We start from the raw sequence: 16,061 nt of genomic DNA, 5'->3' as shown, positions 1-16,061 counted from the left end.
GAAAAATCCAGATTATTTACCAAGTATGGAAATATTTACCTAAATATGTATGTACAAATATATCCGGATATGAACAAGATCAATTTATACGGGAGCCTCTGGAAGGGCGCAGGCATACTTATCTTTACCTGGCTGTCCGCAGGCCATGCACTGGCACAGCGGACCCTTTGGGAAATCGGAAAGAACGACAATAAGAGTGAGGGGATGGCGCTGGCCCCGTCCGGATATAAGGATTTCCTGCATCAGGACTATGGCTGGGAAGACCGGTACTTCCTGGTCGGGTACTCAGATGCACAGAAAGACTGGCCGTATGTATTGCCCGGCCCGCGTGATGGCTGGGCAGGCACAGGACCGACTGCCGGTACGCGCACGCACAATGCCAATATCCTTTTCGGACTGGAGGCACAACCGGCTTCCGGCAACTGGAAACTGGTGATCGACCTGCTGGGCTATCAGCAGCCCACGCCGCCCTGGCTCAAAGTTACCGTCAACGGCAGGTCTTTCCTGAACAAACTGCCCAAAAAGGAAAAGGACAATACCATAGCAGGGGACCTGTCCGGTGCCCGGGAGTGTCTGGTCGAGATCCCGCTGCCTGCAGGATTGCTGAGGAAAGGGGGTAATGAAATCCGGATGACCAGCATAGAAGGCAGCTGGCTGGTGTTTGACCAGGTAAAACTGACCGGCCCTGCCGGTACGAAGCTGGTCAGGCCAGGAAAGGTGTTCCTTCGCGATGTTGCTGCCGCGGGTTATGAACTGGAGCGGGAAGGCAGCCGCTTCCAGCCACTGATCGTCGACGCCGAGCACCTGGCCGGGAAGCCGGTACTCAGCGTGAAGCTTGACGGGAAAGAGGTGTTCAGCCAGCGTCTGGATACAGCAAGATACCAGTTTGAGGTCCCGATGCCTGCAGTAAAGACAGCGAGGCAAAGTAAATATGAAGTTTATGCGGACGGGGCATTGCTCCAATCCGGCACCGTACGGCGGGCGCCGGGTATACCGGAGACGCCTGCCGGTTATGTAGATACCAAAATGGGGGTGGCCCATTCCCGCTGGATGATCGCACCCGGACCCTGGATGCCGTTCAGCATGGTCAAGCTAAGCCCGGACAACCAGGATGCAGGATGGCAGGCCGGGTATGACCCGATCTACGAAAGCATCGGCACCTTCAGCCATATCCACGAATGGACAATGGCCGGCCTGGGCACCCTGCCGGTCAACGGGCCGCTGAAGCTCAGGATGGGTGGCCAGCGGAGTGAAGACGGGGGTTACCGCTCCCAGATCGATAAGGCTACGGAGAAAGCTCCCCTGGGGGCCTATGAGGTGGTACTGAAGGATTACGGCATCAAGGCAGAACTGACCGCGACCACACGGTGCAGCTTCCAGCGCTATACTTATCCCAAAGGAACGGATTCTAGGATCATGATCGATCTTCAGATCCCTGCCGAATACCGGTATGACCTGAAGGATGTAACGCTGCGAAAGGTAAGCGACCGGCGTATTGAGGGCATCAGCAGGCAGTTTACGCCGGGTGCCTGGTCGGGTGATGTGAACCAGGATTATAAAATACACTTCGTCATGGAGTTTGACCGCCCCATCCGGAAGTTCGGTACCTGGACCAACGGGCAGACAGCTGAGACCGGTATCGTGTCTTCAGGCGCGGTAAAAGATGCAGGCGCCTGGGTAGAGTTCGATACCCGTGAAAACCCGGTCGTCCAGGTACGTACCGGCATCTCGCTCGTGAGCCTGGAAAACGCGGCCATGAACCTGCGGGAGGAAATCGCAGTGCCTTATGGCTGGAGCTTTGAAAAGGTGCGGCAGGGACAGCTCAGGGCCTGGAACGCACTGATCGGCAGGTTAAAGATACAGACGGCAGACCGGCGGGAAAAAGTACGGTTCTACAGTAATATGTACCGTGCGCTGGCCAGCAGGAACACCTGGAGTGACCTCAACGGGCAATGGGTCGATGCATTCCAGAAAGTACAGCAGCTGAAAGGACCCGGTGAGCTCGCGCTGGGCTGCGATGCCTTCTGGAACACCTTCTGGAACCTGAACCAGTTCTGGAATCTGGTTACCCCGGAATGGTCTTCCCGCTGGGTAAAGTCGCAGCTGGCCATGTACAATACCAATGGCTGGCTGGCCAAAGGACCTGCGGGAATGAACTACGTGCCGGTCATGGTCGCCGAGCATGAGATCCCGCTGATGGTAAGTGCTTATCAGATGGGGATCCGCGATTTTGATGCGGAAAAAGCCTTTGAGGCCATGAAAAAAATGCAGACCACCCCTTCCCAGAAGGTTGGGCTGGGCTATGCGGGCAACCGGGACCTGATTCCTTACCTGGAGCACAAGTACGTGCCTTATGACAAGGGACGTTTTTCCAATACACTGGAGTATGCCTACGACGACTGGACCGTTTCGCAGATGGCCAGGGCCCTGGGTAAAAAGGAAGATGAAAAGGTATTTGCCGAAAGGGGCGGCTATTGGCGCAACGCCATTGACAAGGAAACCGGTTATGCCAGGCTGCGCAAGTCTGACGGGAGCTGGATGCCGGATTTCGACCCCTTCAAGTCGGGCGCCAACGAACATTATGTAGAGGGGAACGCCTGGCAGCTGACCTATTTTGTGCCGCAGGATGTTCCCGCGCTGGCCAGGGAGATCGGAGCGGACAAATTCATTGACCGCCTGACCTGGGGCTTTACCGAGAGCAATAAGCTGCGCTTTAATGCGCCCGGTGACCAGTACTGGGACTACCCGGTGATCCAGGGCAACCAGCAGTCCATGCACTTTGCCTTCCTGTTCAACTGGGTGAAGCGCCCATGGCTGACCCAGCAATGGAGCCGTGCGATCATCGAGCGCTATTACGGGTACGGGCTGGCCAATGCCTACCTGGGCGACGAAGACCAGGGACAGATGAGCGCCTGGTTCATCATGGCTGCGCTTGGCCTGTTCCAGACAGACGGCGGCTGCAGTACGGAGCCGGTCTATGAGATCGCCAGTCCGTTGTACCCTAAGGTGACCATCGATCTGGGCATGCAGTACGGCCGCGGGAAGTCGTTTGTCATTGAGGCGAAAAATGCCTCCAGGGACAATAAGTTTGTGCAGAACGCGGTGCTGAACGGAAAACCACTGAATTCCTTTAAGTTCCCTGCTGCTGAACTGCTTAAGGGCGGTTCCCTCGTGCTGGAAATGGGCCCGGTACCCAATAAGGACTGGGGGCTTTAGGTGGCGCGGCGGCTTTCGACACTGTATACAAAGCTGTCCGCCTTATAATAACCCAGGTTGTATTCAATGGGGCGTCCGTCCTGGTCGTAGACATAGCGTTTCCGGAACAGTACAGGGCTCCCGGTTTCTGTCTCCAGCTTTCCGGCAATGAACTTGTCTGCGCCCCTTGCGCTGATCTCTTCCCGGGAAAGTTCGGCCACTATCCCGTAGTCCTGTTCGAGGATGTCGTACAAGGGCCTTTTAAAGTCTTCTTCCCCCGAAAGCCCGGTGCCCGGATGGAACCAGGAGACAAAGTAAACGAAGGGGCCTTCCGGACGGCCGCGGAGACGTTCGACTTTCAGCAGCTTCTGGTTTGCGGGCACCTCTAAAAAGGCAGTTACCGCTTCCTCGGGATAGGCCCAGCTGACGTGCAGTTCAAAGTTGCGGATGGGAATGCCCCTGGCCTTCATTTCCTGCGAGAAGCTGAGCCAGTTGGCAGATTTTGAGCTGACCGCGGTATCGGCGACCTTGGTGCCCACGCCTTTTTTCCTGACCAGGAGCCCTTCATAGACCAGTTTGTTCAGGGCCTGTCTCAGCGTAGTCCTGGAGATGCGCAGCTGTGCGGCAAGATCGACCTCATTGGGCAGCAGTTTACCATTCTGAAATTCAGGGTCTTTGATCATCCGGCGCAGCAGGTCTTCGGCCTGGATGTGCAGCGGAATAGGGCTTTTATGGTTTAGCGACAGTTTCATTGGTTGTTTACTTACACAATATTATGAAAATTAATTTGTACAGGTGGCCCAAATGATTATGTTTGTATGTATGTACATATTGATAATCAGATAAGGGTCAGATCATGCAGCAGACAGAAAGCACGGAAAATATTACAGCGAACATAACGGCCGGAAAATGGCGGGACAGCAGCCAGCCTTTACTCCCGGCCCGCCTGGAACAACAGGGGGAAACAGAACCGGTCTATGAACACTTTCCGCATTTTGCAGTGGGGGAGGGACAGATCTTCCGTGGTTTTGATACACTGGCAGACTGGGCCGCCCGGCATCCGCTGCTGGTCATCGACGGCTATGCAGGTGTATTTTATGACGAGATCAGGCATGCCCTGGGACTGCACTTTGCGGAAAAGGGCCTGAAGGTCAACTGGCATGATGTGCGCGACCACCTGAAGGCGGAAGCATTGCTGGATGAAATGGTTGGTCCGTTTCTCGGTGCGCCGGAAGACGTATGGGGCACACGCACAGGCCTTGAGCTCGGAGATTTTTACGAAAGTTCCATCACATCGGTTGTTTCCGGCAGCGGGGCAGACCTGAACATCGTTGTCGGGCCGGGTGCGGCGCTGTGCGGCTGGGACGCGCCGGTCATTTACCTGGAACTGCCCAAAAATGAATTGCAGTACCGTATGCGCGCGGGATCGGTGACCAACCTCGGGAAAACGCGCCCTGAAGCCGCTACCGCAATGTATAAGCGTTTCTACTTCGTAGACTGGGTGGTGCTGGACAAGCACCGCAGTACCTTACTTGATCGTATCAGCGTATTTGCCGATGCGCAGCAGGGAGATGACATCAGCTGGATGCCGGCAAATGGTCTCCGGGAGGCGCTCAGCAGGCTTGGCCATTCGGCGTTCAGGGCCAGGCCCTGGTTCGAGAAAGGCTCCTGGGGCGGCCAGTGGATGAAGGAGCACCTGAGGGGCATCAATACCGATGAGGTCAATTATGCCTGGTCTTTTGAGCTCATCACCCCCGAAAACGGTATTGTGCTGGAAAGCGACGGCAACCTGCTCGAACTGAGCTTCGACCTGATGATGCAGTACGAATACAAAAATGTGCTCGGGAAACATGCCGGGCTGTTCGGGCCTTATTTTCCGATCCGCTTCGATTTCCTGGATACTTTCGACGGTGGCAACCTGTCCATACAATGCCATCCTTCGAAGCCATATATCCGGGCGCATTTCGGTGAGCAGATCACCCAGGATGAAACCTATTATATCATTGACTGTAAGCCTGATGCAAAGGTCTATCTCGGTTTCCGGGAGGACATTGACCCGGTAGCCTTCAGGACAGCGCTGGAAGACAGCCAGGCCAGGAAAGAGCCGCTCGAAGTCACCCGTTATGTGCAGGAATTCCCTTCGCGCAAGCATGAGTTGTTCCTGATCCCCAACGGTACGGTACACAGTTCCGGAAAAAACAATATGGTGCTGGAGATCAGTGCCACTCCATATATCTTTACCTTTAAGATGTACGACTGGCTGTCGCTCGACCTGAACGGAAACCCCAGGCCGATCAACATCGCCCACGCCTTCCATAACCTGCGCTTCGAAAGAAAGGGCGACGCGGTCCGCGAAGAGCTCATTTCGAAGCAGGAGGTAACGGCCAGGGGCAGTGACTGGGAACTGGTCAGCCTGAGTACCCACCCCGACCATTTTTACGCCGTTGAGCGTATGGAATTCGATACCGAAACGGACAACCTGACGAACGATGCCTGTCATGTGCTCATGCTGGTAGAAGGTGCGTCGGTCGGCGTAGCCATTGCAGGGCAGCCTGTCCAGAGGTATCACTATGCCGAAACCTTTATCGTACCTGCCGCTGCGGGAAGCTATAAGCTCCTGAACTACGGTGCGGGCAGGGCGAAGGTGGTCCGTTCCTTTGTGAAGGACGGGTACGGCATGTAGCCCTTTTTGTGTAAGTTTATTTAACCAGATATTGACTTTATGAATGCATCTCATCGATTTTACCTGGGGCTGGTCACGGTGGTCGCCTCACTGGGCGGTCTTCTTTTCGGCTTTGATATGGCCGTTATTTCCGGAGTATTGCCCTTTGTACGGGAGCAGTTTGCGCTGAGCGCCGCGCAGGAGGGCTGGTTCGTTTCTTCTGCGCTGGTAGGCTGTATTGCCGGAGTGGCTTTTGCGGGCGACCTCAGTGACCGGCTGGGCAGGCGTAAGCTGTTGTTCCTGGCCGCATTGCTGTTCCTGGGCTCGGCCGCTGGTTGCGCCCTGGTACATTCGCTCGGCCTGCTGATCACGGCAAGGCTGGCCGGGGGTGTAGGGGTTGGCATTGCCTCTATCGTGGTGCCCCTGTACCTTTCAGAGATCGCGCCCGCCGCTGTGCGGGGCCGCCTGGTTACGTGTTACCAGCTGGCGATCACCGTTGGCATCCTGCTGGCCTATATCAGCAATTCCCTGTTGCTCAGCTTTTCGGAAACACACCGGTCCATGACCGGGCTGGCCGGGCTGATCTATGCAGATGAAGTCTGGCGCGGAATGTTCAGTGTAGGGATCCTGCTGGCGGCCTTATTCCTGGTGGGTCTGTTTTTCGTCCCTGAAAGCCCCCGCTGGCTGATCCGCAGGGGATTTATAGCCGAGGGAAAGCAGATACTGGCGAAGATCGGTATCGAAGACGCGGTACAGGCGGCGGAAAAAAAGGGCAGCTATAAAGACCTGTTCTCACCCGGGCTGAGGAAAGCCTTGTGGCTCGGTATCCTGCTGCCGCTGTTTTCCCAGCTGAGCGGCATCAATGCCATCATTTACTACGGACCGTCGATCCTAAGCGACGCGGGGATCGCCCTGAGCAGTTCCTTTATGGGTCAGATCGTCTTTGGGGCCGCCAACCTGCTGTTCACCTTCATTGCCATCTGGAAGGTAGACCAGTGGGGCAGAAGGCCACTGTATATCGCGGGGACGCTGGGTGCGACGGTCAGCTTGCTGCTGACAGGCGTACTGTTCTGGCAGGGAATGACGGGAAGCATCCTGCTGATCGCAAGCATGATCCTGTTCCTGGCCTGTTTCGCCTTTTCCATAGGGCCGCTGAAGTTTGTCGTGGCATCGGAGATCTTTCCCACACACGTCAGGGGCAAGGCCATGGGACTGAGCATTATGGTGATGTGGGTAGCCGACACCATCATGGGCCAACTTACGCCGATGCTGCTGCGCGGTGCAGGTACGGCGGCTACTTTCTGGATCTTCGGTTTCTTCTGCCTGATCGCCTTCATTACGGTATACAAGCTGCTGCCCGAGACCAGGGGCAGGTCACTGGAAGAGATCGAATCGTTCTGGAAGGAGCGTCACTGAACCGAGGGGGGCGGCACCTGGCTGCCCCATCGTTCGTTGGGTTTCGCGCCCATTCTGAAGACCAGCTTTCCGCCCTGCATCAGCTCGTCCCGGTAGATCCAGGCATTGCTGAGCGGCTTTCCGTTGAAGCTCGCGTCCTGTACATAGACGTTTTCCTTGCTGTTGCCGACCGTCACGATGTTCAGTTTTTTGCCATTGCCCAGCCGGATGTCTGCGCGGTCGAATAAGGGACTGCCCAGCTGGATGGCCGGCCGCAGGTCGGTAAGTCCTTTTACATCAAACAGGCCCAGCGATGCCATGACATACCAGGCGCCCAGCTGGCCCTGGTCCTCGTCCTGGCCATAGCCGTAACCGTGAATGGTCTCTGTCCCGTAAAACTCGTCGCAGATGGCCCTGGTCCATTTCTGCGTGAGCCAGGGCTTGCCCGAATAATTGAACAGCCAGCTCACATGCAGGTTCGGCTGGTTGCCGTGGTTGTAACTGGCCTTGATGCCGGCAAAGGCATTGATGGTCTTTCCGCCACCGAAGCTGTTTTGCTGTGCAGTGGTAAAAATGCCGTCCAGCCGGTCGTTAAACGTATCCTTTCCAACGGCGCCGATCAGCCCGGCAGGATCCTGCGGCACATAGAAGGTATATTGCACGGCGTTTCCTTCCTGGAAGCCCCGCCAGGGCTCCATCGGGTCAAACTTACCGATGAAACGGCCGTCTGCGGTTTTTGGCTGGATGAGTTTGCTTTCAGGGTTGAACAGTAACTTCCAGCCATTGGATTTACCGATGAAGAAATCATAGTCGCTGGTTTTACCCATTGCCTTCGCCATCTGGGCAGCCGCAAAGGCACTGTAGCTGTATTCCATGGTATGGGAAGCCGAAAACCTCGAACCTGTTGAGTCGGTCCGGTCTTCCTCCAGGAAAGGGGAATAGCCATGCCGGATAAAAGCCTCCACATCCAGCTTGCCTGAGCCGACCGGCCGGTTGCGGCCATTGGTTTCATTTTCCTTAATGGCCTTCCAGGCAAGTGCCGTATCGTAGTCGCGGATGCCGCACTGATAGGCGCCGGCAATGGCCAGGCCCACGAAATTGGTGCCTACGCCTGAAGTGAAATGCCCATTGCTGACCCCATCGGCAAACCAGCCCCGCTGCCGGTAAACGTCAAGCTGCGACTGTACATAATGGTTGTAGTGTTCCGGATAGGACAGTGCCCATAACTGGGTGAGGTTCCAGAACGCGCCCCAGATCGCGTCGGTGTTGTAGCGGTCAGGCGTTCCGTGATCGTTGATGATGCCGCGTCCGAGCAATGCATGGTAGAGACCGGTATAGAACTTGGTCTTTGCGGCCCGGTCTGCGGTACTTACCCGGAGCTTGCCCAGTTCCTGCGCCCAGATCTGTTGCGCACGGGCCCTGGCCTGGTCGAAATTCATTGTGCCGGCTTCTGCTTCCAGGTTTTTCTTTGCGCTGGCCGCCGAAGTATAGGAAAGGCCGACCTTGAGTTCTATCGTTTCACCGGCCTTAGTCGCAAACTCCAGGAACATTCCCGCACCCTTTCCTGTAGCCGATCTCGTGTTCTCTTTGAATCCTTCTTTGTTAAAGCCGCCTGTAATGGCCGGTTTCCTGCTGATCTCGCCGTAGAAGTACATATTGATCTTCCCCTGGGGATCATATTTCCTGATGTAGGCGGGATAGGTCGTCACAAAACCTTCGAAATGCGTATCGTCGGTCATGCTGACCCCTGCATCCAGTACCTCGCCGCTTTCGCCCTGTTTGTTGCCGATATCCAGGATGATCCTGGCATCCTTGCTTTCGGGGAAGGTATACCGGTGAAATCCGGTACGCTCCGTTGCCGTCAGCTCGGCAGTAATTCCGTAATCTTTCAGGAATACCTTGTAATAACCTGGTTTGGCCACCTCGTCGGTATGGTCAAAAAGAGAGCGGTAGCCTTTCTTTATCCCTTTCTCTGCGTCTTCCAGGTCGCCGGGAACCAGCAGTCGCGGGCCAGTGGCAGGCATGACCGATACGCCGCCCACCTGCCATTCATGGAAATGGACGAAGCCTTCTATGGACTTATGCCTGACGTCATAGCCGACGGCCTCCCAGCCGCTGGGGTTTCCGTAATGTCCGTCTGTGGAAGGCGCCAGCTTGGCCATCCCGTGGGGCACAGCGGCCGGCGTATAAAAGAACCAGCGGCTGTGTGCCGTCCCTATCCCCGGATCGGCATATTGCAGCAGGTTTTCTTTTCGGCTGGCACACGAAAAGAGCAGGAGCAGGGCGGGCAGCAGGTATTTATGTTTATACATTTCGATTCATTTTAGTTCAATATGTACAAACATATTGATTTGGTGCCGGACTGTCAAGACCTAACTGGCTTCGATTTTCCAGCTTCCGCCTTTCAGCCTGAGCATTCCGAAGGGATTTCTGGCATCGCCCTTCTTCCAGGCAGCTTTGCCGTTGAGCAGGATTTGCTGGTAGCCTGTTCCCGGCAGGGTCACGAATGCCTCTGTATCCCGGGGTACGGTGAGCGTCATCAGTTGTTTGCTCCCATCCTGTTTCCAGCTCACTTTAATGTTCCCCGCCCGGGAAGGAACGTTCGTATCGAAACGCTGCAGGGGACCGGGCTGCGGTTTGACCTGGAACTGCGTGTAGCCCGGTTTCAGCGGGGCCACACCCGACAGGTACTGGGAAAGGACGGTCAGTCCGCCACCGCTCCAGGCATGGTTTACCGTTCCGTTGCCGGTACCGTCATCATTCATTTCCCAGACCTCGAACAAGGTCGTGAACCTGGGGTTGCTGACCATGGGCCTGAAGCGTTTTTCATGCCGTTCCAGGGCTTCCTTTTCCTGTCCCATCACAAACATGGCTTCAAAGACATACTTTTCCATATAGGGACTCGCATGTGCTTCCGTTTGAAAGACTTTGAGCAGGGCAGGGTATTTCTCTTCCCCGGCAATGCCCGACAAGATGGCCAGGGCCTGTGTGCGGTCATCCGTCCGGCCCTTGTAGGCAGGGTCCCGGTAGGCGCTGCCGTTCCAGAACTGCCGGTTAAAGGAAAGTGCGAACCGCTGCATCAGCGTATCGTAAGTCGCCGCGTCTTCTGTACGCCCGATCTCGGCTGCCGTCAGCTGCATGCCCTTCAGGCCCAGGTAATACCAGAGGTTATACAGCAGCAGCATGTCGCGGTTATCACCCCAGTCGCCCCAGGTCCAGCCCCCCGGCCTGAAGATGACCGTACCCTGGTCATTCAGCTTCCAGGCCAGCAGGTAACGTCTGGCGCCATCGTAGACATCGCGGAGGGTCTGCCTGTCGCCGGTATGCAGGTAATAGTTCCAGAGCCCGTAGTAGCCGATGCTGGCCATAGACTGATCGGGGAGTTCCTTATCCCAGTTCCCTGCGGGAGCAGGAGCAAAAAGACTGCTGTCCTTCTTCTGCCAGGCCACCAGTTCATGCAGCCATTTGCGGCCGAGGGCATGGCTTGAGGGGGAGAGGGCATAAAAGGCCTGTCCGGATTCGTTCACCGCATCTCCCGTCCACTGGGCCCTTTCGCGTTCAGGGCAATCCATATAGCTGTCGCGCATGTTCAGGTAAAGGGTGCGCTGTGCCTTCTGCCAGAGCTGGTTCAGAAAGGCGTGGTCACAGCTGAAACTGCCGCTGAGCTCCGTATCGTACCCGGTCTCCCGGTATTTAAGGCCGAGGACCCTGATGCCTTCAGGGATGACATAGTACATTTTATGCCCGTTGATCCAGCCCAGGCTTTCATAGTGCTGCCGTCCCTTGCGGGTAATGTACTCTGAGCGCAGGTTTACTTCCCCCTTCAGGAAAAGCAGGTAATTGTCGGTGAACATGCTGATCTTGCGGCCAGCTTCCGGTGCCTCTATTTCCAGGTACGGTGTGACCTGCGCATTGTAAGGCAGGTTGCAGACGATGGTGTCGCCCTTGCTGACAAAAGGGAATGCGGGCGCCTGAGGATAGGCCTTCAGCCCGAAGTCCCTGAACAGCGGAATGGGGCGGGGCAGGAGCCGGTTCCAGGGTGCCGAACCTTCAGGGCCGAGTTCCCTGGCCCGGGGCATGGTGCTGTCATTGAATGCAGCCGTCTGCCAGCCATCCGTAGCCTTCCGGGCATCGTACAGGATACTCGACTCCGGCAGGCGGTAGTTGGGCAGCGGGGCAGCCGCGGTCTGGTAGGCCGGTAACACCTGGCATTTCCAGCTCTGGTTGCTGTTTACTTCAGGCAGGGCAGCCGCTTCAAAGAAGAGCCCGGCCCTGCCGCTGGATTTGTGCGAGAAGCCCTCCTTGCCGAAATAACAGACCAGCACCGCAATGACGTTGCTGCCAGTTTTGAGGTAAGGGGCCAGGTCTGCCTGGTCTGTATAGGTGTTTTCAGGGTCCGGGCCGCGTTTGAGGCCACCTTCAAAGACAAGCATCTTCCCGTTTACCCACAGCCAGTATTTGCTGTCGGCAGCAATACGGGCCATTACGCTGGCGGGTCTGCGGCCCAGGTTGAACGTCTTCCGGCAGGCCATCCAGGTATTGGGCTGGCTGGCATCCGTTGCGGGAGCGATCCACCGGGCAGCTGAGGCGGAAAGATCGCGATGTTTAACAATACCTGGCTTTGCGGAGCCTTTTTGCGGCAACACAAGCCACAGCAGGATAAGCAGGAACAATTGCCTGAAGAGGTCGGGTCTCATTTGGTTAGCTTCAATGTGTATGAACAACCAAAATAATCATTTCTGTTGAAAGACAGGTATTGCAGACCACCTGATTATCATTATATTTACAACTATAAACCTATTGTTATGACCAGTCAGTCCAAAACCTACCGTCTGTTCCCCGATCCGTCGGGCCAGCATGCTGCCGGCCCGGTGATGAGGCCTTTGGCGTCCATCGTAGACCGTTCCTGGTTGCTCATAGAGTACCTGGTACAGGATATGGCCTACCAGGACAACGATGTTTTATCTCCCGATGTGGTGGACAGCCTAAAGGCCAGGTTGAGTGCCCTGATGAAGTAAGCATCGTGGGATACCACCAACAGTGTCCCCCTGTAGCTGCTGATGGCCCCGGTGAGGACCTCTATATTGCCGATATCCAGGTTATTGGTGGGCTCATCGAGGACGATCATATCCGGTGCCTGGTCGCGTATGCTCAGCGCACAAAGTGTCAGCCTCATCCTTTCCCCGCCGCTGAGTGCGTTACAGGGCTTGTCTAAGTCTTCCCTGCCAAAGAGAAAGCGGTTCAGCCGGGTCCTGATCTCGTGTTCCTGCAGTTTACCGGTATTGAAATGCTGTGCCTGTTCATAAACTGTATAGCGGCTGTCGATGAGCGAATAATCCTGGTCGATGTACAGGGTACTGGCATCTGTCCTGAAAATGCGGCCTGCCCCTGGTTCCAGTTCGCCCAGGATGATGCGGATCAGGGTCGTCTTTCCCGAACCGTTCTCCCCGCTGAGGAGTATCCGATCTCCGCTGCGGATGTCAAAGCTAAGGTCGCGTGACCAGAGCTGCCCCAGCCCGTAATCGTAATTGATGTTTTCGGCACTGAAGCGCACTTTTCCGGAATGTAGCGCGGGATCTTCCAGGTCCAGCCTGATGTGTTCCTCCGGGGGCAGGCCGGCGCGGAGCTGCCTGAGGCCGCTGAGCAATTGCTCCTTTTTTTCACCATGGGTGTTTTTTAGCCTGGCCGCACTTTTTTCCGCATTATTGCGGAGGGTATTCATGGATATGGTGGGCAGTCCTGCCTTTTCCTGTTTTTTCTTTCCCCGGGCATCCAGTTTCTGTTTGCGGTCGAGCGTCTCCCGCTCCGCCGCCCCGGCCTTGCGCAATTCCTTTTCCTGTTCCTTCAGGTCGTGGTCAAGTGCTTCACGTGCGATGGCCTTCTGACTGGCATAAAACTCATAATTGCCGCCAAAACAGGTGATCCCTTTGTTGCTGAGCTCATAGGTCTTATCCAGCAGGTTCAGCAGGCTGCGGTCGTGGCTGACCACCAGCAGGGTTTCCCTGCATGTGGTAAGGTATTCGTAAAGCTGTGCCCTGGCCTTGCCGTCCAGGTGGTTGCTCGGCTCATCCATCAGTACCAGCTGTGGCTGATGAATCTGGATCCCGGCAAGGAAGACCTTTGTTTTCTGTCCGCCGCTGAGCGATCCCAGCTTTCTGTCCGGGCTGATCCCGTCCAGGCCCCAGCGGGCGAGGGCTTCCTGACTCCGTTCTTCGATCGTCCAGTCTTCATTGAGCAGGGCCAGGTTGTCTTCGTTCATGTGGCCGTCGATGATTTCCCGGAATGCCTTCAGTTTGCGGTCTACGCCCAGTACCTCTGCGATGCTGAGGTGATTGTACTGGTCAGTCAGCTGAGGAATGTACCAGGGCGTTTCGGGCACGGTTAAAGTTCCCGCGGCGGGTTTTAGCCTGCCAGCGGCGATTTGCAACAGCGTAGATTTTCCCGTACCGTTATTGCCGGTCAGCGCCGCTTTGTCGTGGGTATTGAGTTTCAGGGAAATGTTGCTGAACAACACGTCCTGGTTCGGATGGAGATAAGTGATGTCCTGTAGGATCAGCATAAAATTTCTATTTGTAAAATGAAACCATGACAGCCTGGGCTGCCGATCTATTTTGCGAAAGAAATTTTAATCCTACATGCGGGGGGTGTTAGTGCGCTGCAAATTTAAAAAAATATCCGGTCATTTTCAGGGTTTAATGTCCATCGAAGAAGCTGACCGTTTCATGGAGTACCAGTTGCTGGTCGGCGGGCCGTGAAAAACCATGGTCTGCCCCGGTAACCTCGACCCATTTATTGACTACTGATTTTGCGTTCAGCAGGTCGGTAAATCTCTGGTATTCTGCCTGGCTGCCATCGGGTAAGTCATAAACCTGGTTGAATTGGGGGCGGATGTTCAGGGTGGGGATTCCCTTGCCCCGGCTGACCACCCAGTAGGGGCTGACGGCCATATAGGCCAGCTTGTTTTCGTTCCTGGGTTCTGCGCCGACGGCCCGGTAAATCACTTCGATGATCTTCGGATCAAACTGGCCGAGTTCCGATTCGTCGCTGAACGCGAAGTTCGTAGCACCTGCCAGGTTAGCCACCGCCCGAAACTGACCCTTGTTTTGGTCACCGTACGCATAGAGCATGGCGAGGGTGCCGCCCGCGCTATGTCCGGCGATGTACCAATGGTCCCGGCGAAAGGTCCATTCGCCGGATTTGGAAAGGGCAAGGTTTACGGCCATGCGGATGTCTTCCAACTGGTCGGCGATCTTCACCACGCTCGGCTGGTGCGCAGGTGGGTTATTCAACACGCCTGTGATGTCGACAAGGCGGTAATTGATGTTAAAGACAGCGAATCCCTTTGCAGACAACTCCCGGGCGATGGCGGAAAGGTTGGCCTTGTCGCCGCTGAAGAAACCGCCGCCATGGATAAAGAAAATGACCCGGGTTTCCGCATTGCGGCCTTCCGGAAGATAGACGTCCATCTTTTGCTGTACTGACGCCCCGTAGCTGATGTCGCTGATGGTCTCGCTTGCCTTTGCTTCTTCCTTCCTGTCTTTTTTGCAGGAAGTGGTTAGCAGCAAGCTCAGGGCAGCAAGGCTGAGCAATAATTTACTGCGGGAAAGTACTCCGGATGTCTTCATCATGATGGGTGTATGCTAGGTGTGCAAGTATAACAAACCCCTCGGGAGTTTGATTGTTATAGTTACAAAATACTTTTTTAATCATCTGATTATGGCAAAGATCGGTAACTTATTTGCGGGGCTGTGCGGGGCACTTGCCCTGAATATCCTGCATGAATCGCTGAAAAACAAGCGCACCACCCCAAGGATCGATTTCCTGGGTGAGCAGGCACTACAAAAGACGGTCAGGCATTTCGGCGGCAACATTACCGACAAGGACGAGCTTTATAACCTCACCCTGGCCGGTGATATCTTATCGAATACGCTGTATTACAGCCTCATCGGCAGCGGACGGAGAAGGCACATCTGGACGAAGGCTATCGCCATGGGGCTGCTGGCAGGCGTCGGTGCGGTGAAGCTGCCCGAACCGCTGGGCCTGAACCCCAAGTCTGTTGCGAAAACCGATGAGATCAAGGCAATGACGGTGGGCTATTATCTTTTCGGCGCACTGGTCACCGGCCTGGTGCTCTCTGCCTTCGGCAGGAAGTATTGATGGATCAGAAGTTGATGTTGTAGGAATTCTTGTTCTCGCACATGACGAAGGTGCTGTGGGTACTGCCGATGCTTTTGACGGAGCCGAGCTTGTTGAAAACGAAATCCTGGTAATGCTTCATGTCACGTGCGTAGACCTTGAGGAGAAAGTCGTAGTCGCCGGAAATGTTGTAACATTCGACCACTTCGTCGAGGCGCATGATGTCGGTCACAAATTCATGCCCGATGCTCTTGTCGTGCTGCTTCAGCCGGATATTGCAGAAAATGATCAGCCCGTAATTCATTTTTTCAGCGTCGATGACGGCAATGTATTTCTTGATATAGCCGTTGGCCTCCAGGCGCCGTACCCTTTCAAAAACCGGGGATGCCGAAAGATTGACCCTGGCGGCGAGTTCCCTGATGGTCTGTTTGGAGTCCTGTCCTAGAAGATTGAGCAGCTGTTTGTCGGTTTCGTCCAGATCTTCCATAGTATATTTTTCTTTTCCGGTGTGTATTACCGGGTTGTTGAAGTATATTTTTCTGTTATATGTTCAAATATAGATTAAAACACTGAATTTATTTGTAATTACAGGTCTAAAATCTTTTATATCTAGTTTTGTCCAGATCATCGTTCTTTCCGGAAGCAGATGATCGTTCGGTTTATCAAGATTTTT

The 16,061-nt window shown here is 55.2% G+C and carries 11 protein-coding genes; 5 read left to right on the top strand and 6 right to left on the bottom strand.

Going from position 1 to position 16,061, the window contains the following annotated elements:
* Nucleotides 1-69: 69 nt before the first annotated feature.
* Nucleotides 70-3,216 (top strand): GH92 family glycosyl hydrolase, encoded by a 3,147-nt coding sequence (locus P2W84_RS12660; RefSeq protein ID WP_276090510.1) that lies wholly within the window; start codon nucleotides 70-72, stop codon nucleotides 3,214-3,216.
* Here P2W84_RS12660 and P2W84_RS12655 read toward each other — a convergent pair.
* Nucleotides 3,213-3,947, bottom strand: coding sequence for a GntR family transcriptional regulator (locus tag P2W84_RS12655; protein WP_276090509.1), 735 nt, complete (start codon nucleotides 3,945-3,947; stop codon nucleotides 3,213-3,215). The two genes, P2W84_RS12660 and P2W84_RS12655, sit on opposite strands and share 4 nt — an antisense overlap.
* Before the next feature lie 104 nt (nucleotides 3,948-4,051).
* Here P2W84_RS12655 and P2W84_RS12650 point away from each other — a divergent pair, with 104 nt between their 5' ends.
* Nucleotides 4,052-5,878: a class I mannose-6-phosphate isomerase gene (locus tag P2W84_RS12650; RefSeq protein WP_276090508.1), complete on the top strand. Its 1,827-nt coding sequence runs from the start codon at nucleotides 4,052-4,054 to the stop codon at nucleotides 5,876-5,878.
* Nucleotides 5,879-5,917: 39 nt separating this feature from the next.
* Nucleotides 5,918-7,273, top strand: coding sequence for a sugar porter family MFS transporter (locus P2W84_RS12645; protein WP_276090507.1), 1,356 nt, complete (start codon nucleotides 5,918-5,920; stop codon nucleotides 7,271-7,273).
* Here the strand turns inward: P2W84_RS12645 and P2W84_RS12640 are convergent.
* Both P2W84_RS12640 and P2W84_RS12635 read right to left on the bottom strand, forming a co-directional pair.
* Entirely contained in the window at nucleotides 7,267-9,564 is a 2,298-nt protein-coding gene (locus P2W84_RS12640) for a GH92 family glycosyl hydrolase (RefSeq protein ID WP_276090506.1), read from the bottom strand. The genes P2W84_RS12645 and P2W84_RS12640 overlap by 7 nt on opposite strands.
* A gap of 60 nt (nucleotides 9,565-9,624) precedes the next feature.
* Nucleotides 9,625-11,949 carry an alpha-L-rhamnosidase C-terminal domain-containing protein gene (locus P2W84_RS12635; RefSeq protein WP_276090505.1) on the bottom strand — a complete coding sequence of 775 codons (2,325 nt, stop codon included), beginning with the start codon at nucleotides 11,947-11,949 and terminating at the stop codon, nucleotides 9,625-9,627.
* 108 nt (nucleotides 11,950-12,057) lie between these two features.
* Between P2W84_RS12635 and P2W84_RS12630 the strand changes: the two genes are divergently transcribed.
* Nucleotides 12,058-12,270: a hypothetical protein gene (locus P2W84_RS12630; protein WP_276090504.1), complete on the top strand. Its 213-nt coding sequence runs from the start codon at nucleotides 12,058-12,060 to the stop codon at nucleotides 12,268-12,270.
* On the opposite strand, the gene P2W84_RS12625 is transcribed toward P2W84_RS12630, so the two are convergent.
* Nucleotides 12,195-13,811, bottom strand: coding sequence for an ABC-F family ATP-binding cassette domain-containing protein (locus P2W84_RS12625; RefSeq protein WP_276090503.1), 1,617 nt, complete (start codon nucleotides 13,809-13,811; stop codon nucleotides 12,195-12,197). The genes P2W84_RS12630 and P2W84_RS12625 overlap by 76 nt on opposite strands.
* Nucleotides 13,812-13,944: 133 nt before the next feature.
* Nucleotides 13,945-14,880 (bottom strand): alpha/beta hydrolase, encoded by a 936-nt coding sequence (locus P2W84_RS12620; RefSeq protein WP_276090502.1) that lies wholly within the window; start codon nucleotides 14,878-14,880, stop codon nucleotides 13,945-13,947.
* 88 nt (nucleotides 14,881-14,968) lie between these two features.
* On the opposite strand from P2W84_RS12620, the gene P2W84_RS12615 reads away from it, so the two are divergent.
* On the top strand, nucleotides 14,969-15,409 hold the full coding sequence (locus P2W84_RS12615; RefSeq protein WP_276090501.1) for a hypothetical protein: 441 nt from the start codon (nucleotides 14,969-14,971) through the stop codon (nucleotides 15,407-15,409).
* A gap of 4 nt (nucleotides 15,410-15,413) precedes the next feature.
* Here the strand turns inward: P2W84_RS12615 and P2W84_RS12610 are convergent, their stop codons facing one another.
* The gene (locus P2W84_RS12610; RefSeq protein WP_276090500.1) at nucleotides 15,414-15,875 is read right to left on the bottom strand and encodes an Lrp/AsnC family transcriptional regulator; all 462 of its coding nucleotides are present in this window, start codon (nucleotides 15,873-15,875) and stop codon (nucleotides 15,414-15,416) included.
* Nucleotides 15,876-16,061: the final 186 nt, after the last annotated feature.

Origin of the sequence: Pedobacter sp. JY14-1 (assembly GCF_029269825.1) — a bacterium.
Lineage (GTDB): Bacteria > Bacteroidota > Bacteroidia > Sphingobacteriales > Sphingobacteriaceae > Pedobacter.
The sequence above is the reverse complement of the archived record's forward strand: the minus strand, read 5'-3'. Positions and strand labels throughout refer to the sequence as shown.